At 70.5% G+C, this 23,776-nt stretch carries 7 protein-coding genes (1 of these 7 running past the window's edge); 3 read left to right on the forward strand and 4 right to left on the reverse strand.

Features of this window, described 5'->3' with window-relative positions; all coding sequences use genetic code 11:
* The 4 genes from TU34_RS14985 to TU34_RS15000 all read right to left on the reverse strand — a co-directional run.
* Positions 1-18,646, reverse strand: partial view of a non-ribosomal peptide synthetase gene (locus TU34_RS14985; protein ID WP_082080318.1) — the 5' portion only. Its footprint begins 15,461 nt before the window's first position; 18,646 of the gene's 34,107 nt are visible here — the first part of the coding sequence; its start codon is at positions 18,644-18,646; its stop codon lies beyond the left edge, outside the window.
* A gap of 313 nt (positions 18,647-18,959) precedes the next feature.
* Entirely contained in the window at positions 18,960-19,400 is a 441-nt protein-coding gene (locus TU34_RS14990) for a hypothetical protein (RefSeq protein WP_150116550.1), read from the reverse strand.
* A 262-nt stretch (positions 19,401-19,662) separates the two neighbouring features.
* The gene (locus TU34_RS14995; protein WP_045823710.1) at positions 19,663-19,884 is read right to left on the reverse strand and encodes an MbtH family protein; all 222 of its coding nucleotides are present in this window, start codon (positions 19,882-19,884) and stop codon (positions 19,663-19,665) included.
* Between the two features lie 97 nt (positions 19,885-19,981).
* The gene (locus TU34_RS15000) at positions 19,982-20,374 is read right to left on the reverse strand and encodes a hypothetical protein (protein WP_150116551.1); all 393 of its coding nucleotides are present in this window, start codon (positions 20,372-20,374) and stop codon (positions 19,982-19,984) included.
* A 271-nt stretch (positions 20,375-20,645) separates the two neighbouring features.
* Here TU34_RS15000 and TU34_RS15005 point away from each other — a divergent pair, with 271 nt between their 5' ends.
* The 3 genes from TU34_RS15005 to TU34_RS15015 are packed head-to-tail and all read left to right on the forward strand — an operon-like array spanning position 20,646 to position 23,739.
* Positions 20,646-21,695 (forward strand): ATP-binding cassette domain-containing protein, encoded by a 1,050-nt coding sequence (locus tag TU34_RS15005; RefSeq protein WP_082080319.1) that lies wholly within the window; start codon positions 20,646-20,648, stop codon positions 21,693-21,695.
* Positions 21,692-22,507, forward strand: coding sequence for an ABC transporter permease (locus TU34_RS15010; protein ID WP_045823712.1), 816 nt, complete (start codon positions 21,692-21,694; stop codon positions 22,505-22,507). Before TU34_RS15005 ends, TU34_RS15010 begins: the two co-directional genes overlap by 4 nt.
* A complete protein-coding gene (locus tag TU34_RS15015; protein ID WP_338063005.1) occupies positions 22,504-23,739 on the forward strand; it encodes an ABC transporter permease in 1,236 nt (411 codons plus the stop codon). The genes TU34_RS15010 and TU34_RS15015 overlap by 4 nt, the downstream gene beginning before the upstream one ends.
* The last annotated feature ends 37 nt before the right edge of the window (positions 23,740-23,776 follow it).

A 23,776-nucleotide genomic window follows, 5' to 3' on the forward strand; every position in this document is an offset into this window, starting at 1 on the left:
TGATGTGGTGGGCGACCACCATCAGCAGATGCTCCTCGGCGGCATCGGCCGGGGACGCCTCGCCGCGTCCGATGGTCATCAGCACGATGCGCACGGGGAAACCGGTGGTGACGTCGAAGCCTGCCACCGCCATGCGGGTGACCTCGTCGGTGACCGACTCGGGGGCGACGGTGGTCTCGGAGAAGATCTGCGGCAACGCGGAATCGGTCGGGTGGATGACCTGACGCGGGCCGTCGGCGGAGTCGGGGTGGGTGGTGCGCAGCGACTCGTGCCGCTCGAGGACGTCACCGACCGCCGTGCGCAGCGCGTCGAGGTCGAGGGTGCCGGTCAGCCGCAGCGGCAGCGGCAGGTTGTAGGCCGGTGACGAGGTGTCGAACTGGTTGATGAACCACATGCGCGCCTGTGCCGGCGACAGCGGGATGTGGTCCGGACGAGGGCGGGCGGCCAGGACCGGGCGCGTGGTGTTCCGGTCGCGGTCGCCGATCGCGGCGGCGAGTTCGGCCACCGTCGGGTGGTCGAAGACGTCGCGGACGCCGACCGACACCCCGAGTGCGGCCTGCACGCGCGCGGCCACCCGTGTGGCGCCGAGCGAGGTGCCGCCGATGTCGAAGAACGAGTCGTTCGCCCCGACCCGGTCGCGGCGGGCGATGTCGGCGAACACCTGCGCCACGGCGCGCTGCGCGTCGGTGCTCGGCTCGACGTAGGCGACCTCGGTGGAGGCGAAGTCGGGCACCGGGAGCGCGCGGCGGTCGAGTTTGCCGTTGGGGGTGAGCGGGAAGTGCGGCAGCACGATGATCGCCGCGGGCACCATGTATGCGGGCAGACGCCTGCGCAGGGTGGCCGCGACCGCGGTCACATCCGGCTCCGCGCCGCCGGTCCCGACGACGTAGGCGACGAGCTGCTGGTCGCCGGCCGCGTCCACCACCACGGCGACGGCGTCGGAGATCTCCCAATCGTCGAGGAGGGCCGCCTCGATCTCGGTCAGCTCGATGCGCAGCCCGCGCAGCTTCACCTGGAAGTCGGTGCGTCCGATGTAGTCGATCTCCCCGTCGGGACGCCGCCGCACGAGATCGCCGGTGCGGTACATCCGTTCGCCGGTCGCCGAGGTGATGTCGGCGACGAAGCGGTCGGCGGTGAGATCGGGTCGGCCGACGTAGGCGCGGGCCAGCTGCACACCGGTGATGTACAGCTCGCCGGCGACACTCGGCGGGACCGGGCGCAGACGTTCGTCGAGGACGTGGACGCCGGTGTTGGCGACCGGACGGCCGATCGGGACCGTCTCGGTGTCGGCCGCGGAGTAGTGGTGGTAGGTGACGTCGACCGCCGCCTCGGTCGGACCGTAGAGGTTGTCGACAGAGATCGAGGTCAGTGCGGCGAGCCGGGCCGCGACGGTCGGGGGCAGCGCCTCGCCGCTGGCGAACACGCGGCGCAGCGACGCGAGCCTGCGGTCCCCGCGATCGCGATCACCGAGCGCGGCGGTGAAGGCCGACAGCATCGACGGCACGAAATGCGCCACAGTGACGTCGTTCTCAGTGATCACGCGGGCGACCTCGGCGGGGTCGCGGTGGGCGTAGGGTGCGGCGATGACGAGTCGGGCACCGACCTGCAGCGGCCAGAAGAACTCCCACACCGACACGTCGAAGGTGGCCGGCGTCTTCTGCAGCACGGCGTCGGTGGCGTCCATCGGGTACTCGGCCTGCTTCCATCGCAGTCGGTTCACGATGGCGCGGTGGGTGATCGCGACGCCCTTGGGCCGCCCGGTGGACCCGCTGGTGTAGATCACGTACGCGGTGTTGTCGGCGTGCAGCGGACCTCGTCGGTCGGCATCGGTGACCACCGCGCCGGACACCCCGGACAGGTCGAGGGTGTCGACGGCGACAACCGTCCGACCCCCGTGACCCACCGCGTCAGCGCGCTCGACGGTCGTGGTGAGCACCAGCAGCGGATCGGCGCTGTCGAGGATGTAGGCGATCCGGTCGGCGGGGTGGTCGAGGTCGATCGGCACGTAGGCGCCACCGGCACCGACGATCGCGTACATCCCCACCAGGAGGTCGATCGATCGTCGCATCGCCAGTGCCACATGGACCTCGGGTCCGACGCCGACGTCGATGAGGTGCCGCGTCAACCGGTGCACGCGGTCGGCGAACTCGGCGTAGGTGAGTTCCTGCGGCGCGGACCCGACGGGCGCGAAACGCAGCGCGGGCGCGTCGGGGGTGCGTCCGACCTGTTCGACGAACAGATCGACGAGGGTGAGGTTGTCCTCGGCCGGCGCCTGCCCCGATTCGGCGATGACCGCGGCGAGCATGCCGGAGAACCGCTGCGCGAAGGCGTCGCCCGAGCCGTCGTCGAGCAGACCCGGCAGCAGCGTCGACAGCGCCACGGTGACCGCGGCCTCGGGACCGATGCCCACCGACCCCAGCGTGGCCGCCATCTCCGCCGATTTCGCCTGCAGTGCACCGTAGGTGACGTCGACACCGTTGTGCGACAACGCGATCCCGTCGGGGTTGATCCGTGCGGCCGTCGCGAGCAGCTGGTCGAGGGAGCGGGCATCGGTGTCGACGGGCCGCGCGTCGGCCGCCACCGGGTCGCCGGTGCTGGAGTCGGCCAGCTCGTTGCGTTCGGCCGCGGTGAGGATGTCGATGTCGCCGATGACGACGTTCTCGTCGTCGGCGACGGCGGTGAGGATGGTGAGGAACCGCTCGGCCATGGCCTCCACGGTGGTGTGGTCGAAGATGTCGACGGTGAAGTCGAGGACCGCCTCGATGCCGCGGCCACGACCGTCGGCGCCGAAACTCTCCGAGATGGTGAGGCCGAGATCGGACTTCGCGACCCGGATCGGCAGGTCGAGCGCACTCACCTCGAGCCCCGGGAGGGTGACGGTGGGGACCTCGATGTTCTGCATGGTCAGCGTGGCCTGCACCAGCGGGGCGTACTTCCGCGACCGGGCGGGGGCGAGGACCTCCACGACCTGTTCGAACGGCAGATCGGCGTTGCCGAAGGCCGCGAGGTCGGATTGTCGTGTGGCGGCGAGTGATTCGATGAAGGTCGCCGAGCTCGGCACCGTCGTGCGCAACACCAGCGTGTTGACGAACATGCCGACGAGTCCCTCGGTCGCCGAGGCGGTGCGACCGGCGATGGGTGTGCCGACGGCGACGTCGCCGGTGCCCGACATCCTCGACAGCAGGGCCGCGTATGCGGCGTGCAGGACCATGAACATGGTGGCGTCGTGCTCGCGCGCGAGCTGGGCGAGCCGTTGCTGGAGTTCGGCGCCGACGGTGAAGGTGACCTCGCCGCCCTCGATGGAACGGCGGTCGGTGCGGGGCCGGTCGGTGGGGATCGCCAGCAGCTCCGGCAGACCGGCGAGGTGTTCGCGCCAGAACGCGATCTGCCTGCTCGCCGGGGACTCCGGGTCGTTCTCGTCACCCATCACCGCGCGCTGCCAGATCGCGTAGTCGGCGTACTGCACCGACAGCGGGCGCAGGTGCGGGCGGTCCCCGGCGGCCCGAGCGGTGTAGGCCGACATCAGGTCGGTCGCCAGCGGCACCAGCGACGATCCGTCGGCGGCGATGTGGTGGATCACCAGGAGCAGCACGTGGTCGTCGTCGGACAGGCGGAACAGGCAGGCGCGCAACGGCGGTGCCGCGGTGACGTCGAACCCGGCCGAGGCGGTCGCGAGCGCGGCGGCGAGCAGGTCGTCCTCGCCGGCGACGTCGATGATCTCCAGGTCGGGGGTGTACTCGTCGACACCGAGGACCCGCTGGAACGGTTCGTCGTCGGAGTCGGGGTAGACCGTCCGCAGGATCTCCTGACGGGCCAGCAGATCGGCCAGCGCGGCGTGGAGCGCGTCGAGGTCGAGCGTGCCGCGCAGCCGGAGTCCGAGGGGGATGTTGTAGTCGGCGACGTCGGGGTTGAGGCGGTTGAGGAACCACATCCGCTGCTGCGCGAGCGACAGCGGCACCCGGTCGGGGCGGGGGCCCGCGGTGAGCGGGAGGGCGGTGATGCCGTCGGCGGTGTCCAGTGCGGCGACCGCGGCGGCGAGGTCGGCGACCGTGGACGACTCGAACAGGACCCGCACGCCGAGGCGCACGTCGAGGTTCTCGTTGATGCGCGCGATGACCCGGGTGGCGGCCAACGAGTTGCCGCCGAGATCGAAGAACGAGTCGTCGGCGCCCACGCGGTCGAGGTCGAGCACCTCGGCGAAGGCGTGCGCGATCGCGCGTTCCAGCGGCGTCTCGGGGTCACGGGCCGAGGTGGCGGCCGCGACGAACTCCGGCGTCGGCAGCACCCGCCGGTCCAGCTTCCCGGTCGGCGTCAGCGGGACCTCGTCGAGGACGGTCACCGCACTGGGCACCATGTACTGCGGCAGGAACCGCGCCGCGTACGAGGTCAGGTCGGCAGGCCCGACCGTCGAACCCGCCACCAGCGTCACGTAACTCGCCAGCGCCGTGCCACCGCCCGGTCCGCCGACGCCGAGCGTGGCGGCGAACTCGACCGCCGGGTGCGCGGCGAGCACGGAGTCGATCTCGCCGAGCTCGATGCGGAACCCGCGGACCTTCACCTGGTGATCCGAGCGCGACAGGTAGACGATCTCGAGACCTCGGTCGGCGGTGCGCACCCACCGGACGACGTCGCCGGTGCGGTACATCCGCTCGCCCGGCTCGGCCGGGTTGGCGACGAAACGTTCGGCGGTGAGTCCGGAGCGGTCGTGGTAGGCGCGGGCGACTCCCGGTCCACTGACGTAGAGCTCGCCCGGGACCCCGACGGGGACCGGCTGCAACCTCGCGTCGAGCACCAGTGCGCTGACGCCGGTGATCGGGCCGCCGATCGTGATCTGCTCGCCGGGCACGACCGGAGAGCTGATGTTGGTCATGATGGTGGCCTCGGTCGGACCGTAGCCGTTGTAGACGTTGCGCCCGGGTGCCCAGCGCGCGAACAGCTCTGCCGGCACGGCCTCGCCGCCGACGGCGATCTCGGTGAAGTCGGGCAACCCCTCCGGGTTCACCGACGCCAGCGCGGCCGGGGTGATGAAGGCGTGCGTGACGCGCTCGCGGGCCAACAGGTCGTGGAGTTCCTCGCCGCCGTAGACCGTGGTGGGGACGATGACCATCGTCGCCCCGACGCAGGTGGCGAGGAGCAGCTCGAGAACCGAGGCGTCGAAGCTCGGCGACGCGACGTGCAGGGTTCGCGAGGCGGGCGTGATGCGGTACCGGTCGGCGATCTCGGCAGCGTACGGCGCCATCCCCCGGTGGGTGAGCTCGGCGCCCTTGGGCTTCCCGGTGGTCCCCGAGGTGTAGATGATGTAGGCGCAGTTCTCCGGTCGCGGGGCCCGCAGCAGTTCCCCGGGACGGATCGGTGCATCGTCGTGCCGGTCGAAGGCGGGGTCGTCGATGTCGATCGACGCGACACCGTCGGGGAGCACGAGGTCGCCGTCGGCGGCCCGCGTGATCACCAGTCGCGCACCGGAATCGGTGAGCATGTGGGCGACGCGGTCGGCCGGGTAGTTCGGGTCGACGGGCACGAACGCGGCGCCGCTGCGCACCACTCCCCACACCCCGAGCACCGAGGAGATGCTGCGACCGATGGCGAGGGCGACCACGTCCTCGGTTCCGAGACCGCGATCGATGAGCTCGCGGGCGATCCGGTTCGAGCGTGCGTCGAGCTCGCGGTACGACATCGACTCCTCGCCGCACACCAGCGCCATGGCGTCGGGGTCGACGCGTGCGGCCTCGTCGAGGATCTCCGAGAGCAGACGCAGCGGCGGCGCGGGCCGGCCGCGCACAGGGGTGACCTCCGTGCGCTCGGCGGCGGTCATGATGGGGATCTCCCCCAGCGGTCTGCCCGCGGCGTCGGCGTCGACGAAGCCGGTGAGGATGGCGGTGAGCCGGGCACCCAGCGTGGCGGCGGTGCCCGCGTCGAAGATGTCGGTCGCGTAGCCCACGAAGCCGGTGACCCCGGCGGGGGCGCCGTCGTCGGTGAACTGTTCGCCGAGATCGATCGTCAGGTCGAACTTGCTGTACTCGGTGTCGATCGAGCCCAGCGCCACGCCGAGGCCGTCGATGTCGAGAGTGGTTGCCGCGGCGCCGTTCACACCGATCACGACCTGGAAGATCGGGGTGTGCGAGGCGGTGCGTGTCGGGGCCAGGGCATCGACGACACGCTCGAACGGGACGTCGCTGTGCCCGAATGCGTCGAGGTCGGTGTCACGCGCGGCGATCAACAGGTCGGCGACGGTCATCGCCGGGTCGACCTCGAGCCGCAGCGCGAGGGTGTTGACGAACATGCCGACCAGCGCGTCGAGTTCGGGACTCCCGCGGCCTCCGATCGGTGCGCCGACCACGATGTCGGTGTCGCCGCTGTGCCGTGCGAGCAGCGCGGCGAGGGCGGCGTGGAACACCATGAACCGCGACACCCCGTGGGAGTTGGCGGTCGCGACGATCGCGCGGTGCAGTTCCGGCGACAGCTCGAACATCTCGGTGGCCCCGATACCGGTGCGGCTCTGGCCTCGCGGGCGATCGGTGGGGATGCCGGTGATCTCCGGGGCGCCGGCGAGCACGGTGCGCCAGTGCTCGAGTTGCCGCGCGGCGATCGAGTCGGGATCGGTCTCGTCACCGAACGTCGCGGACTGCCAGATCGCGAAGTCGGTGTAGTGGGCGGCCAGCGGGGCGAGCGCAGGTCGGTCACCGCGCAGCCGGGCCTCGTAGGCGCCCAACAGGTCTACCGCGAGCGGCTGCATCGACAACCCGTCGGCGGCGATGTGGTGGATGACGAACACCAGGATGTGCTCGGGTGCCTCGTCGGGCCGGTCCTCGTTGAGGCGCCACAGCGCGGTGCGCACCGGGACGGTGGTCGTCACGTCGAAGCCGGGTCCCGCGAACTCGCGCAGGCGACCCCACAGCTCGTCGCGGCGGATCGAGTCGAGCCGCACCGGCGGCAGGGCGTCGATGGTGGGGACGACGACCTGATGCGGACCGTCGGCCGTCGAGGGGTAGATCGTGCGGAGCACACGCTGACGGTCGACGAGATCGACCAGCGCGGCGCTGAGTGCATCGATGTCGAGGTCGCCGGTGAACACGAACGTCAACGGGATGTTGTACGCGCCCGAGGTCGGGTCATAGGTGTTGATGAACCACAACCGCTGCTGCGCCAACGACAGTGGCACGGGCAGGGACTCGTCGTGGGCGATCGGCCGGAAGCGGGCGACCATCGCCGAACCGGACTCGCCCGAGTCGCGCCGCTGCGTGATCAGGCGGGCGAGCTGCGCGACGGTCTGCGCCTCGAACAGGTCGCGGATGCCGATCGCGACGCCGAGGGTGTCGTGGACGCGGACCGAGAGCTGCGCGGCCATCAGGGAGTTGCCGCCCAGTTCGAAGAACGAGCGCACGGTGCTGACGCGGTCGACGCCGAGCATGTCGCCGAACAGCCCGGCGACGATCTCCTCCACCGGGTCGGTCGGCGCCACGTACTCGGCGTCGTCGGTGTCGGGGACCTCGATCTGCGCGAGCGCCGTCCGGTCGAGCTTGCCGTTGGCGTTGACCGGCATCTCGGGCACGGACACGAGGACCGCGGGGACCATGTACTCCGGCAGCACCGCCGTCAACGCGACGCGCGTCGCCTCGACGTCGACGACCGCGCCCGGGGCGGGGACGACGTAGCCGACGAGCCGGGCCCCGACACGGTGTTCGGCCACGAGAACCGCGGCGGAGGCGACCGTGTCGAGCGCCGTCAACGCCGTCTCGATCTCCCCGAGCTCGATGCGCAGTCCGTGCAGTTTGACCTGGAAGTCGGTGCGCCCCAAATAGTCCAGCTCGCCATCGGACCGCATCCGCACCAGGTCGCCGGTGCGGTACATCCGCTCGCCGGGCGCCACGGCGATCGTGGCGGGCGCGGCCAGGAACCGATCGGCGGACAGGTCGGCGCGGCCGAGATACCCACGCGCCAACTGCACGCCGAGCAGGTACAGCTCACCGGCCACCCCCGCGGGGACCTGGCGCAGACGACGGTCGAGAACCGCGACGCGGGTGTTGGCGACGGGCACGCCGATCGGGACGGTGACCTCGTCGGCGGGAACCCATTGGTGGTGGGTGACGTCCACGGCGGCCTCGGTGGGACCGTAGAGGTTGTGGATCTCGGCGGACGAGGCCTCGCTCATCGCGCGCGCGACATCGGCGCCCAGTGCCTCGCCGCTGGTGAAGACCAGACGCAGCGATCCCAATGCGGTCGGGTCGGTCCCGGTGACGAACACACCCAGCATCGAGGGCACGAAGTGGATGGTGGTGATCGACTCGGCGGCGATCAGACCGGTCAGGTAGGCGACGTCACGGTGGCCGCCGGGTTCGGCGACGACCAGACGCGCACCGATCTGCAACGGCCAGAAGAACTCCCACACCGACACGTCGAAGGTCGCGGGCGTCTTCTGCACGACGACGTCGTCGGGGGTCAGCCGGTAACGGTCCTGCATCCACCGTAGGCGGTTGACGATCGCGCGGTGGCTGACCGCCACGCCCTTGGGCATGCCGGTCGAACCGGAGGTGAAGATGACATACGCGATGTTGTCGGCGCGCAGCGGCGATGTCCGCTCGGTGTCGGTGATCGGCGTCGCCGACAGCGGTTCCAGATCGAGTGTGTCGATCGCGATCCGGGGGATGTCGGGTCCCGGCGCGTCGGCGTCGGGGGCGGGTGCGGCGGCGGGCAGCGGTGCGCCGGTCACGGTCAGCACGCACGCGGGACGGGAGGTGCGCAGGATGTGGGCGATGCGGGTCGGCGGGTGTTCGAGGTCGATCGGGACATACGCACCGCCGGCGGCGACCACGGCGTACATGCCCACGAGCAGGTCGACACTGCGGCCGATCGCGAGTCCAACGGTGACGTCGGGGCCGACGCCGTTCGAGATCAGGTGCCGCGCCAGTCGATTCGACCGTGCCGAGAACTCGGCGTAGGTGAGCGACTGCACACCCACGGTCTGAGCACCCACGGTCAGGGCGATCGCGTCGGGTGTCTCCCGGACGCGATCGGCGAAGATCTCCGCGAGCGTGTCCGACGAGTCCGGGGACCACGTGGACTCCGGCGTCACGGGCGCGACGTCACCGGCGGCCCGGCGCGCGGCGGTGTGCACCTCGTCGATCAGCTCGACGAGACTGCCGCCCGATCCCGGGGCGGCAGCGGCGGCCGCCGGGATCATCGTCGACAGCGCCACCGACAGCACCGCGTCGGGGCTCAGTCCGCCGGCCGCCATCGGCGCCAACGGCACGAGGCGCTCGGCGATGTCGGCGAAGGTGAAGCGGTCCTGGTCCTGTCCCGATCCGACGTCGATCGCGACCGTGTCCGGGTGCGCCACCGCCGCCGCAGCGATGAGGTCGAGCAGGTCGTCGCGGTCGGGTGCGACCGCGACCGGCCGTGCAGGAGTGGCGATCTCGGGTGTGGACGCCTCGATCGCGGGTGCGGTCGCGCCCCAGATGTCGATGTCGGCGACGGCCGCTCCGGTGTCGGCGATCATCGACCGCAGGGTCGAGGTGAACCGGTCGGCGAGGGTCCGAGCGGTCGACGGGTCGAACAGGTCGGTCGCGAAGGTCAGCGAGCCGGCCAGCGCGACCACACCCGACCCATCGGCGGCCATGACCTCGGACAGGTTGACCGCGATGTCGAACTGCGCTGTGCCGGTGAGGCTGTCGGCGTTGATCTCGGCGTCGAGACCGGCGAGCGAGAACCGCACCGGTTCGGTGTTCTGGAACGACAGCAGCACTTGGAAGACCGGGGAGTACGCGGCGGTGCGAGGGCGACCGAGCGCGTCGACGACGGCCTCGAAGGGCAGATCGGCATGGTCGAGGGCATCGAGGTCGACGGTGCGGACGCGGGTGAGGAAGTCGCCGACCGTCGCGGTCTCGTCGACGGTGACCCGCAGCGGCACGCTGTTGACGAAGACGCCGACGACGTCGGCGATCTCGGGGACACCGCGGCCGGCGACCGGGGTTCCGATGACCACGTCGTCGCTGCCTGTGGTGCGCGCCAGCATCGCCGTGAGAGCGGCGTGGACGACCATGAACACCGATGTGCCGGTGTCGCGGGCGACCGCGGCGACCGCGGCGTACGTGGTCTCGTCGATCGCGAAGTGCACGATGTCGCCGCGCAGGCTGCGCGTCGGCGGCCGCGGGCGGTCGAGCGGGAGGTCGATGATCTCGGGGCTGCCCGCCAGGGTGCCGCGCCAGAACTCGATCGAGCGTGCCGCCGTCGACCCGGGATCGCCGGCGTCACCGAGGGTGGCGCGGAACCACGCCGCGTAATCGACGTACTGCACCGGCAGATGCGCCCAGGCCGGCTCGTCACCGGTGGTGCGCGCGGCGTAGGCGGTCATCACGTCGCGTGCGAGTGGGGCCATCGACGAACCGTCGGCGCTGATGTGATGGACGACGACCACCACGTGCACGTCGTCGGGGGCGATCTCGAACATCGCGAACCGCACCGGGAACTCGTGCGTGAGGTCGAATCCGGTTGTCGCGGCTGCGGTGACGGCGGCCTCGACCGAGTCGGCGGTGACCGGCTGGGGGGTCAGGTCGATCTCGACCTCGTCGGCGTCGCGCACGTCCTGGTACGGCCCGGTGGCGGTCTCAGGGAAGATGGTGCGCAGCGTGCTGTGCCGTCCGACGACGTCGCGCGCGGCCGCGGCCAACGCCGATCGGTCGAGGGGTCCGCGCAGCTGCACGACCATGGCGATGTTGTAGGCCGCGCTCTGCGGGTCGATCCGGTTGAGCAGCCACATCTGCTGCTGGGTCGGGGACAGGACCGGGCGTGACGCCGCGAGACCGGGGCCCAGGGCCGGGAGGTCTCCGTGGCCTGAGGGAGTCGGTGCCGCGGACTCCGCGGCGGACCCGTCGTCCCCGAGGTGCGCGGCGAGCGACGCGACGGTCGGGTGGTCGAACAGTTCGCGGACCGCGACCCGACGACCGACCGCCGATCCGATCCGCGCGGCGGCCTTGGTCGCCAGCAGCGAGTTGCCGCCCACGTCGAAGAACGAGTCGGTGACACCGACCGCGGGCAACCCGACGACGTCGGCGACGATCTCGGCCAGCGTCCGCTCGAGATCGGTTCGGGGCTCGACGGATTCGGCGGCCAGCTCGGTCAGGTCGGGTGCGGGCAGTGCCGCGCGGTCGAGTTTGCCGGTGCGGGTGAGCGGGATGGTGTCGAGGGTGACGACGATCGACGGCACCATGTGCGGCGCCAGCCGGCCGGCCACGAAATCCTTCAGCGAGGCCGCGGTGACACCCTCGGCGTCGCCCGCGGGGACGACATAGGCGACGAGCGCGGTCGCGCCTGAGGGCAGAGCGGTGCCGACGGTGGTGGCGAACGTGATGTCGGGATGCGCGGCCAGCGCCGCGTCGATCTCGCCCAGTTCGATGCGGAACCCGCGGATCTTGACCTGGAAATCGCGACGCCCGACGTAGAACACCTCGAGGCCGGAGTCGGTGCGGACCCAGCGCACGACGTCGCCGGTGCGGTACATCCGATCGCCGGGGACACCGTGCGGGTTCGCGACGAACCGGTCGGCGGTCAGCCCCGGTCGCCGATGGTAACCTCGCGCGACGGCGGGACCCGAGAGGTAGAGCTCGCCGTCGACACCCTCGGCGACCGGCTGCAGGCGACGGTCGAGCACGAGGGAGGTGAGGCCGCGGACGGGGCGTCCGATGGTGATGTCGCGCCCGGGCTCCATGGGTCCGGCGATGTCGGCGAAACACGTTGCCTCGGTGGGGCCGTAGCCGTTGAACATGCGTCGACCGGGAGCCCAGCGCGCCGCGAGTTCCGGCAAGCAGGCCTCGCCGCCGACGACGACGGTCTCGAACTCGTCGAGGCCGTCGGGGTCGACCGACGCCAGCGCGGCCGGGGTCACGAAGCCGTGGGTGACGCCGTGGTCGGCGAGCAAATCGTGGAGCTCCTCGCCGCCGTAGATCTCCGAGGGCGCGATCACCATGGTCGACCCGTGTGCCAGGGCCAGCAGCATCTCCAGCACCGATGCGTCGAAGCTGGGCGACGCGAAATGCAGGGTGCGCGACGACGGTGTGAGGACGAAACGTTCGGACTGCTCGGCCATCAGCGCGGCGAGCCCACCGTGGGTGACCGCGACACCCTTCGGCAGTCCGGTCGTGCCCGACGTGTAGATCATGTAGGCGAGGTTCGTGACCGTCACCGGACGCAGACGGTCGGCATCGCGCACCGGAGCCGACGCACTCGCGTCCGTGACGCCTGGGACGTCGATGTCGAGCCACTCCACCGTCGTCGGGCGCACGTCGCGCCACGACGAGGTCGACAGGCCGTACACCGCACCGGAATCGGTGAGCATGTGTTCGATACGCGCTGTCGGATAGCGCATGTCGACGGGCAGGTACGCCGCGCCGGTCTTCGCGACAGCCCACAGTCCCAGGACGAACTCGACCGAACGGTTCATGCCGAGGGCCACGATCTGTTCGGTGCCGATGCCCTGCGCGATCAGACGGCGCGCGAGCGCGTCGGATCGGCGGTCGAGCTCGGCGTAGGTGATCGAGCCCGTCGGGGACACGACGGCATCGCGCGCACCACCGGCGGAGGCCGCGGCGGCCAGCAGATCGGGCAGCGGCGCGGGAGCCGGGAGACGATCGACGCTGCCGGCCTGCTGCAGGAGTCGGGTGCGGGTGTCGGCGTCGAGGACATCGACGTCGAGCACCCGCATCTCGCGGTCGTACGCGATCTGCTCGAGCACCGAGGTGAGCATCCCGAGGATGTCGGCCGCGCGATCGGCGTCGACCATCGACGGCAGGTACTTCACCGACAACCGCAGGTCCGGGTCGGTGATCGCGATGACGGTCAGCGGGTAGTGCGTCGCGTCGACCACGTCGGCGTCGGTGACGGTCATCCCGTCCACCGATGCCGCGGCGGCCAGTGCCTCACGGTCGAGCGGGTAGGACTCGTAGACCATCATCGTGTCGAACAGGACGTCGAGATCGACCGCGGCGGTGATGTCGGCGAGCCCGGCGGTGTGGTGGTCGAGGAGGTCGGCCTGCTCGTGGGCGACCCGCTTGCACAGGGCGGCGACGTCGTCGGAGTCGTGGATCGTGACGCGCACGGGCACGGTGTTGATGAACAGTCCGAGCATCGTCTCGACGCCGGGCACCTCGGGCGGGCGACCGGACACCGTGGTGCCGAACACGATGTCGTCGCGTCCCACGAGTCGGGCGAGGACGATCGCCCAGCTCACCTGCAGCATGGTGTTGAAGGTGATGCCGGTCTCGCGGGCGTGCTCGGTGAGTCGCTCGGTCACCTCCGCCGCGATCGTGATCTCGACCTGACCGGGGACCTCGATCTGACCGGGGCCCCCCGACACGCCGGTCGAGTGCGTGCCGCGGTCGCCGTCCCCGACGAGCAGTGTCGGTTCGTCGAACCCACCGAGCGCGGTCGACCACGCCGCGATCGACGCCGCGGTGTCCTGCGCCGCCAGCCACGAGAGGTAGGTCCGGTAGGCCGGTGGTGCGGGAAGGGCCCTCGCCTCGCCGCCTGCGGCGTAGAGGGTGAACAGGTCGCCCATGAACACCGGCATCGACCAGCCGTCGAGCAGGATGTGGTGATTGGTCGCGATCATGCGGAAACGGTTGTCGCCGAACGCGATCATGGCGAAGCGCAGCAGTGGGGGCGCCGCCATGTCGAAGGCGGTGACCCGATCGGTGTGCGCGATCTCGGCGGCACGGGCGGGGGCGTCGTCTCCGGCGCGGGAGAGGTCGTGGACCACGAACGCGACGGGCGCCGACGCGGAGACCACCGAGACGGGGGTCCCGTCGGCGGCGGTCACGAACCCCGTGCGCAGAGTGGGATGACGATCGACGAGAGCCTGCGCGCTGCGACGCATCCGGTCGACGTCGACGCCGGAGAGATCGAGGACCATCTGCGCGGTGTACAGGTCGACCGAACCGACCGACATCTCCGAGTGGAAGAGCAGTCCGGTCTGCAGGGGGGCCAGCGGCCACACGTCGACGACGTCGTAGCGCGCCTCGACGGAGTCGACGTCGGCCTGGGTGAGCGAGACGAGATCGAGGTCCGACGGTGTCAATCCGCCCGCGTCGGCCGACGCCGCGTGGCGTGCGACGGCCTCGAGTGCGCGGTGCCAGAGGTCGGCGAGCTCGTCGGCCTCCTCGTCGGTGAGGACACCGTCGGGGTGGTCGAGGGTGGCGTGCAGCTGGGGTCCCGCAGCGGTCTCGACGACCGAGGCGTTGATGTCGAGGGCATGGCGCACGGGCACATTCGCGCCCCGGCAGCCGCGCAGCGCCTGGTCACCCTCGGGTACCCAGGGGCCCGACGCGCCCGTTCCGGCGAGACGGCCGAGGTAGTTGACGCTGATCGACGGCTCGGGCGCCTCGGCGAGCACCTGCGCACCCTCGACGTCGAGATGACGCAGCAACCCGTACCCCACGCCGCGGCGCGGGACGGAGGCGAGCTGTTCCTTGACCGTCTTGACGGCCACCCCGGCGGCCTCTCCGCCGGAGAGCGCGGCCGCGACGTCGATCCCGGTGAGGTCCAGCGCGACGGGATAGACGGTGGTGAACCACCCGACGGTGCGCGACAGGTCCGAGCCGGCCAGCAACTCCTCCTCGCGGCCGTGCGCCTCCATGCTGACGAGGAACCGTCGCCCGGCGGCGGCATCGGGGCTCCGCCACGCGGAGACGGCCAGCGCCAGCGCCGCCAGCAGGCCGTCGTTCACACCGGCGTGGAAGGCCTGTGGCACCCGGGTCAGCAGGGTCTCGGTCAGCTCCGGGGTCAGGTGTAGTTCGCGGCGCTGCAGCGTGGCGACGACGTGACGTCGCGGATCGAGCGGCAGCGCAACGGAGTTGGGCCCCTCGGTCACCGCGCGCCAATGCGCGAGCTCGGACCGGATCGCCGGCGTCGCGGCCAGTTCGGTCATCCCCCGTGCCCACCGACGCATCGAGGTGCCCACCGGCGCGAGGTCGACGGAGACGCCCGCGCTGTGCTGCGCCCAGGCGGTCGCGAGGTCGGGCAGCAGGATGCGCCACGACACGCCGTCCACGACGAGATGGTGCAGCACGATGACCAGACGCCGTGCGCCGGTGTCGGATCCGGCCGCGAGCGACTGGGCCGTGTGGGACTGCATCAGGACGAACTGGGCGACGCGTCCGGCCTCCGGGTCGAGGGAGTCGGTGGCCGCGCGGACAGCGGCGTCGACGCCCGCGGCGAACGCGACGGTGCCGGGCTCGGCCATCACGTCGACGGTGGTGATCTCGGGCATGTCCATCTGCGCGGTCGCCTCGTCGACGACGTGGTGCCACCGCCCGTCGTCGTCGACCGACAACCGCGAGCGCAGGATGTCGTGACGGTCGACGACCGCGCGCACCGCGACCAGCAGGGTGTCGGGATCGTACGGCTCGGGCAGCGGCACCTCGACCGACTGGGCGAAGGGGCCGACCGATTCCGGGATCTCGGTCATCGACCGCACGATGGGCGTGAGGTCGACCTCGCCGACCGCCCCACCGGGCAGTTCCACGGCCGCGACGGCGTCGTCGTCGGTTCGGACGACCGCGGCGAGATCCCCGATCGTCTTGTGCTCGAACACCTGTCGGGAGGTGAAGTGCAGTCCGGCGGCACGGGCACGGGAGACAAGCTGGATCGACATGATGCTGTCGCCGCCGAGTCCGAAGAACGAGTCGTCGAGGCCGACACCGTCGCGACCGAGCAGATCCTCGACGAGGCCCACCACGGCGCGCTCGACATCGGTGGTCGGTGCCCGGAACGGCGCCGCGTGCGCCGAGAAGTCCGGTTCGGGCAACGCCTTCCGGTCGACCTTGCCGCTGGTGCCCAGCGGCATCTCCTCGAGCGTGACCACTGCATCGGGGACCATGTAGGCGGGAACGCGGCCGCGCACGGCTCCGACGACGGCCGCGGTGTCGACGGCCTGGCCCACCGCGGGGACCACGTAGGCGACCAGCCGTTGCCCCTGCGCGCTCTGGTGGACTGTCACGACGGTCTCGCGGACCCCGGGGGCGCCGAGCACGGCCGCCTCGATCTCGCCGAGCTCGATCCGCAGACCGCGGACCTTCACCTGGAAGTCACTGCGCCCCACGTAGTCCAGTGAACCGTCGGGTGTCCAGCGGACGAGGTCGCCGGTCCGGTACATCCGCGCCGGGCCCGGCTCGAACGGGCACGCCACGAATCGTCCGGAGGTCTGCACCGGGTCGCCGACATATCCCCGGGCCAGTTGCACGCCACCGAGATACAGCTCCCCCACCGCCCCCACCGGCACCGGGCGCAGCGCGCGGTCGAGCACCCACACCCGTGTGTTCCAGACAGGTCGGCCGATGGGCACCGAGTCGACGTCGTCGGCGGTGTGTCGGTGGTAGGTGACGTCGACGGCGGCCTCGGTGGGGCCGTAGAGGTTGTGCAGCGCGGCATCGGTGATGGCCGCAAGACGCCCGGCGACCGACGGCGTGAGGGCCTCGCCGCTCGCGAACACCGCGCGCAGACTGGTCAACGACTGCGCAGGCGCCGACTCGACGAACAACGCCAGCATCGAGGGCACGAAGTGCACCGCGGTGACGCCGCGGTCGGCGATGAGGCCGGCGAGGTACTCGGGGTCGCGGTGCCCGTCGGGCACGGCGATCGCCACCGAGGCGCCGACCTGCAGGGCCCACAACAGTTCCCACACCGACACGTCGAACGTGACCGGCGTCTTGTGCAGCACCACGTCGTCGCCGCCGAGGGGATACTCCGCCTGCATCCAGCGCAGCCGGTTGACGATGGCCCGATGGCTCACCGCGACACCCTTGGGCGCACCGGTGGAGCCGGAGGTGTAGATGACGTAGGCGGTGTTGTCGGGGTGCAGCGTGCCGTGTCGCTCGTCGGGCGACACCGGTGTGTCGGCGTGATCGTCGAGGTCCACCGCATCGACCTCGACGACGGTCGGGGTCTCGGGCAGTCCCTCGGGGACCACGAAACCCTCGGCGCGGGTGGTGAGCACGACCGGTGCGGCACTGCCGCGCAGGACCGCGGCCTGGCGCCCACCGGGGCTGTCGAGATCGATCGGGACATACGCGCCGCCGGCCTCGAGGACCGCGTGGACGGCGACGAAGAGGTCGAACGAACGGCGCATGGCGATCGCGACATGGCGATCGGGGCCGATCCCCAGCGCGATCAGATGACGGGCGAGGCGGGCGACGTCGGCGCCGAATTCGCCGTACGACCGTGTCTGCGCACCGAAGTGCAGGGCGGGTGCGTCGGGGGTGGCCCGCGCCTGACGGCGCCAGATGTCGCCGAGCACCTCGGACTCGACCGGGTGGTCGGTCGCGTTCCACTCGTCGGTGATCATCGCGATCTCGTCGGCCGAGCCGACGGTGATCTCGCCGACCGGTGTCGCACGGTCGCTGCCCAGCATCCGCTCGACGAGGTCGACGAAGCGGTCGAGATGCCGTCGCAGGTCGTCGTCGGAGTACAGGCGGGGGTTGGCCTCGAGGTCGAGGCGCAGGGCGTTCCCGTCGGCGCCGGGGTAGATGTTGACCGCGAGGTCCTCCACGGGGCCGGTCGTGAGGACGTGCATCTGCCCGACGGTCTCGCCGAGGTTCACCTCGGACTGGAACATCATGAGGTTGACCGACGGTCCGAAGAGCCCGCGTTCGCCGGTGCCCTGACCGATGTCGCGGCGCATGTCCTCGTGGCGATACAGCTGGCGGCGCAGTGCGCCGGTCAGCGCGGTCTGGGCGTCGGTGATCAACCGACCGATCGCCATGTCGTCGGACACCCCGACGCGCAGCGGGACCACGTTGGAGACCATGCCCGCCGCCGACCGCAACTTGGCGGTGTTCCGGGCCGACACCGGCAGGCTGAGGACCACGTCGTCGATGTCGGTCATCCGCGACAGGTAGGTCGCGAACGCGGCGATGACGGCCGGCGCCGCGCTCCCCGAGGACTCCGCGGCGGCGGCGTCGACCAGCTCACCCACGCGGCCGCGGAGCTCGACCGAGGCCAGGCGGGAGAACGCGCCGGGCGGTTCACGACGCGCCGCGAGCGACACGGCGCCGGGGAGTCCCGCGTTGCGTTCGGCCCAGTAGGCACGATCGTTCTCGAACCGCGTGGAGTCGCGGTAGGTGCGCTCCCCCTCGACGAGGTCGGTCAGGGACGCTCCCCGCCAGGTCGGGAGCTCGTCGCCGTCCAGACGGGCGGTGTAGATGGCAGCGACCCGGGCCAGCATCGCGGTGGCGCCGAACCCGTCGGTGGCGATGTGATGGGCGCGCCAGTACCAGAAGTGCCGATCGGGTCCGACGCGGATGAGGGCGCTGACGGTCAGGCGGTCGGTGAGGACGTCGATGGGACGGCTGTACTCCGCGCGCATCCACTCCAGTGCACGCTCGACGGCGTCGGGATGGTCGGAGAAGTCGAGACGGGAGATCGAGTCGTCGTGGTCGGCCTCGACGACCTGCATGGGCACGTCGCCGGTGTCGACGAGGCGGAGGAACCCGGACCCGGCCTCGCGGCCGGCGGCGTTCGACGCCGCGGTCAGGGCCTCGGCGTCGACCGGGCCGACGAGATCGACGTATTCGGCGATGTTGATCGGGATGGAACCGAGCGCCTGCTGGGCGAACCAGATCCCCCGCTGGGCCGCCGAGAGCTCGAACGCGCCTGCCGGCATCTGCGCCCGACCGTCGGAGCCACCCGCAACCAAGATTCTCGTGCTCCGATCCCGTCTGAAGGCCGCCGTGACATCCACCGGCGATGACTGCGGACTGTCATCCGCATCACCTCACGATGGTTTCACCAACGCACCTCGCCGGGCGTGGTGACACGCCTGACGTGGACGGGCGATTTCGCCGACTTCTCGAGCTGTCATCGCGGGTCGTCATGCCAGAATTCACGATGGCAAAACGACTTCCGATGTTACACGAGCATGAACGAGCGATGGAGTGGTGCCGACCCCGGACCGGGGTCGTGACAGGGCCGGGCGCTCAGGCTCCGGTGAGCCGGCTGGCGATCCCCCGCAGGTCGATCTCACTCGTCCGCATGGTGCGGACGGGGGTTGCGGCGGCGGCGATCTCGAGTTCGGCGAGGTCGGCCATGATGCGGGCGAAGGTACCGTCGACGACGGAGGCGACGGTGGCAGGATCCCGCTCGGTGGACAACGAGGGCATACCGGCGAAGACGGCGGCCACGATGGCGGCGCGGTCGTCCATCTGCTGGCTACGGGTGACCGGCACCATCAGTTCGATGGCGGCGTCGAGTTCCCGGTAGTTGAGCGACCGGTAGTGGTAACGGCACACGACCCGGTTGGGCGCGGACTCCGCGATTCGGCGAACCGTGCCGATCAGGTCCGAGGGGGCGATGCCGCGCGCCTCGACGAGATCGTGCTCCACGGTCGTTCCCCCCGACCGAACTGCTGCGAATGCCATCTTGAACCCCTGATTCCCGGTCACCGTGCTTGGTGTAGGGACACATTAACGGGTGGTGTGGGTCGCTGGGGTATCTGTTTCGTTACAGACTGGAACGGTAAACGCTGGTACTTCTCCACAAAAGGCGCTCTGAGCTGCACTTTCGCGTCTGAGAACGATGTCGATCGCGTTACATTGACAGGTGATCCGTGTCACATTCGAGCGCGATTCGTGTCCCGACACGGGCGTGTCGGCCGCCGGGCGAGGTGCCGGCGGGTGGAGATCACTGCGCCGAATCGGCCTCCATGGCCTCGATCAGGCTCTTGGGCCGCAGGTCGGTCCAGTGCTCGTTGACGTAGTCGAGGCACTCCGCACGCGACGCCTCGCCGAACACCTTGTCCCAGCCCGCGGGGATGTCGACGAAGGTGGGCCACAGGGAGTGCTGGTTCTCCGCGTTCACCAGCACGAAGAAGCGGCCGTTCTCGTCGTCGAAGGGATTGCTCATGGATGCGGTCCCACTCTCTGTCTGGTCGGAGCCGGCGCACCGGGCGCGGCGGACGGTTCTGAAGGGCTCGGGCGGTGTCGGGCGAACCCGGTCGGTCTCAGACGCGCTCGGCGCCCGCGAGGGCCACCGACGCCTGCACACGCAACGAGATCAATGTAGCGGCCAGGCCGGCCGGACCCGACAGGGCGAGGCCGGGCACGTTCATCATCAGGGCGACGGTGAGCGCGGAGTCGTCGATGACGTCCCCGCCCGACATCGCTCCGACGGCGCCGAACGCCGAGGTGGCCAGCTGACCGAAGGTGATGGTGAGACCGGGCTTGCAGATCGCGGGCTGTCCCGGGGCGATCGCCGCGGCCGCCCCGACGAGCTGACCCAGGGTGCGCGTGTCGTCGATCTGGCTGACACGGACGCGATCGGTGGTGCTCGCCTTCTGCGAACGAAGCTGCATCGCCACGTTGCTCTCCCATTCTCCCGCCGCGGGTCCGATCACCGGTCGTCGGTGGTCACACATCACGGTTGCCGATCTCCGCACGCGGGCCGATAAAAGCGTACCGGTAATCCCACGTCCCAAAACTAATCGGTCATGACTTTCTTTTTCCGATTTCGATATCGGCGAAATGTCACGGAGCGTTACACACCGCGCCGATCGCACGGAACACGTTCACCGGACGAATACACTCGCCACCGGGTCGGCGGGAGTCGACCCGGCGGGACGCCGTCGACCCCGCGTTCCCCGTCACTCCCCGACGACAGGACCACACATGCAGGGCAGCCAGTCCGGTGGATGGACCGCGTCCGGCGGCATCGACCACGCGGGGACGCGACCGAGTGTCGTCGCCGACGGTCTCGTGAAGCGGTTCGGCGACTTCACCGCCGTCGACGGCGTGTCGTTCGAGGTCGCCCCGGGAACGGTGCTCGGACTGCTCGGACCCAACGGCGCCGGCAAGACCACGACGGTGAACATGCTGGCCACCCTGCTGATACCCGACGCCGGATCGGCCCGCATCGCCGGTCACGACGTGGTGCACGACCGCGCCCAGGTGCGTCGCTCGATCATGTTGACCGGCCAGTTCGCGGCCCTCGACGAATCCCTGACCGGCCAGGAGAACCTCGTGCTCTTCGGCAGGCTGATGGGCCTGGACAAGAAGGCGGCCCGACTCCGCGCGGCGGAACTGCTCGAGGCGTTCAATCTCACCGAGGCAGCCGGGCGCCGCGTCGGCAAGTTCTCCGGCGGCATGCGGCGACGCATCGACATCGCCTGCGGACTCGTGGTCCGACCCGAGGTGGTGTTCCTCGACGAACCGACGACGGGGCTCGACCCGCGCAGCCGCCAGGACGTGTGGAACATCGTCACGAACCTCCGCGACCTGGGCATCACGACGCTGCTGACCACCCAGTACCTCGAGGAGGCCGACCTCCTCAGCGACAACATCGTGGTCATCGACAAGGGGCGGGTGATCGCCGAGGGCACCGCCGACGAGTTGAAGGAACGCGTCAGCGGGACCTTCTGCGAGGTCATCCCCAGCTATCCCGACGACATCGAGAAGATCACCGAACTGCTCGCCGACCTCGTCCCGCGCGACCAGATCCGCAGCGCCTCGGGCGGGACCGCGCTGACCGTCCCCGCGGTCCGCGGCACCGCGACCCTGGTCGAGATCGTCCGGCGTCTCGACGACGCCGAGATCGAACTGTCGGATGTCGGTCTGCGACGCCCGTCCCTCGACGACGTCTTCCTCAAGCTCACCGCGCCGGCGGACGCCGAGGCCCCGACACCCACGGGGGTCGCGTCGGAGCGCGAGGGGGCGCGGTGACGACCACGGCCCCACGGCCGCTGGTGATCGGCGGGCTCGCGGCCGGGACCATCAACCCGGTGGGCCAGACGCTGGCGCTCACCGAGCGATCGCTGCGCGGGATGCTCCGCCAGGGCGAATTCGTGCTGGGGATCGTCGCCCCGGTGATGTTGACCATTTGTTTCTACGTGCCGTTGCGCAGCATTTTCGACGCTTTTCCCGGTGTCAACTACGCACAGTTCCTGATGCCGGTCATCCTTTTGCAATCGGTGGGTTTCGTGGCGACCTCGGCGGCGATGCGCGCCGCCACCGACGGCAGCGCCGGCATCACCGACCGGCTGCGCAGCATGCCGGTCAACGCGGTGATCCCGATGTTCGCGCGCCTGGTCGCCAACGCGATCCTGCTGGTCATCTCGCTGTTCTGGGCGGTCGTCTCCGGTCTCGTCATCGGGTGGCGGCCCGAACACGGCCTCTTCTACATGGCCGGGTTCCTCGGGGTCGCCTTCGTCGTCGGCCTGCTGCTCGCACTCGGAGCCGACGCGATCGGCGTCGTCGCCAGCAACCCCGAGGCCACCAGCCAGGCCCTGGCACTCCCGCAGCTCATCCTCGGCATGCTCTCGACCGGGTTCGTGCCCGAGGCGTCGTTCCCCGAGTGGATCCGCCCGTTCGCGCGGAACCAGCCCATCTCGCAATTCACCGAGTTGATGCGGGCCTTCGACAACGGTCGCGTGACCTGGGATGTCGCGCAGGCACCGCTCATCTGGGCCGGCAGTGTCGCGGCACTCGCCGTCGCCGGCGGCGCGTACGTGATCGTGCGGGGTGCGCGCCGATGAACTGGGAGATCACCGGGACACCGTCGGGCGACGAGCCCACCACCCGTCTCCCGCGTCGGCCGCGCCACCGATCGCCCGGGCAGACCGACAACGACCACTGGTGGCGGTCGGAGAAACGACCGGTCTCGCGCAGGTCGGTCGACCCCGACGACACCGAGACCCGCCGCACCGACATGACGCCCGGTCGGCAGGTGCTGTTCCCGGGTACCGGGTCGATCCGCGCGGTGGTCGGTCCCTGGACGGTGCTGGCCCCCGAGTCGGCCGACCGGCCGACGACGCGGATCCCGGTGCGCGACCGCGGCACCACCGCCGTCGAGGACGCACCCACGACCCGTCTGCCCTCGGTCCGTCTGCCCACGGCACCGGCCGATCCGGCCGACGCCGTCGCGCCACGGGCCGCCGGTACCGGCAATCTGATGGTGACGCGCTTCCCCGAGGTGGGCCGCCACAGCGAACGCGGGTTGCGCGCGTGGTTCACCCACACCGGCATCCTCACCGGTCGACAGACCCTCGTCGTCCTCCGTGACCGGGTCACCCTGCTGCAGACCCTGCTGTTCCCGGCCCTGAGCATGATCATGTTCAAGGTCGTGCTCGGCGACGCCATCGGTCAGGCGACCGGGCAGAACAGTGCGTTCGGCACCGTGCCGCTGGTGGTCCTCGTCGGTGCGATGTTCGGTTCCATGGCCGGCGGCGTGCGGCTGACGACCGAACGCAAGTCCGGACTGCTCACCCGCCTCTATGTCCTCCCCGTCCACCGCGGAGCCGACTTCAGCTCCCGGATCGCGGCCGAACTCATGCGCATACTGGTCGGCACGGTGATCCTGACCCTGTTCGGGATGATCATCGGCTGGCGCTTCAACCAGGGCTTCGTGCCGGCGCTGGGCATCTTCGCGGTCGCGCTGCTCTACGGGGCCGCGTTCTTCACGATCGTGCTGGCGTTGGCGCTGTCGTCGTCGAACATCCCGCTCGTACCGATCCTGTCGCTGATCGCGAGCCTGTTCATGTTCTTCAACTCCGGCTTCTCCCCGGTCAGCGCCTACCCCGGAGTCCTGCAGCCGCTCGTCGCGAATCAGCCGATGACGTGCGCGATCGACACCATGCGCGCGCTGGCGATCGGTGGTCCGGTGACCGACAGCCTCATCAAGACGGTGCTGTGGGCCGTCGGCGGTCTCGTCGTGTTCGGCTATCCCGCACTCCGCGCCTACCGCCGGGCGGCCGTGTCGCGGGATTGACGACATTGACCTATCCGTTCGTCTGGGTAAACATGCA

The organism is Williamsia herbipolensis (genome assembly GCF_000964005.1).
GTDB lineage: Bacteria > Actinomycetota > Actinomycetes > Mycobacteriales > Mycobacteriaceae > Williamsia_A > Williamsia_A herbipolensis.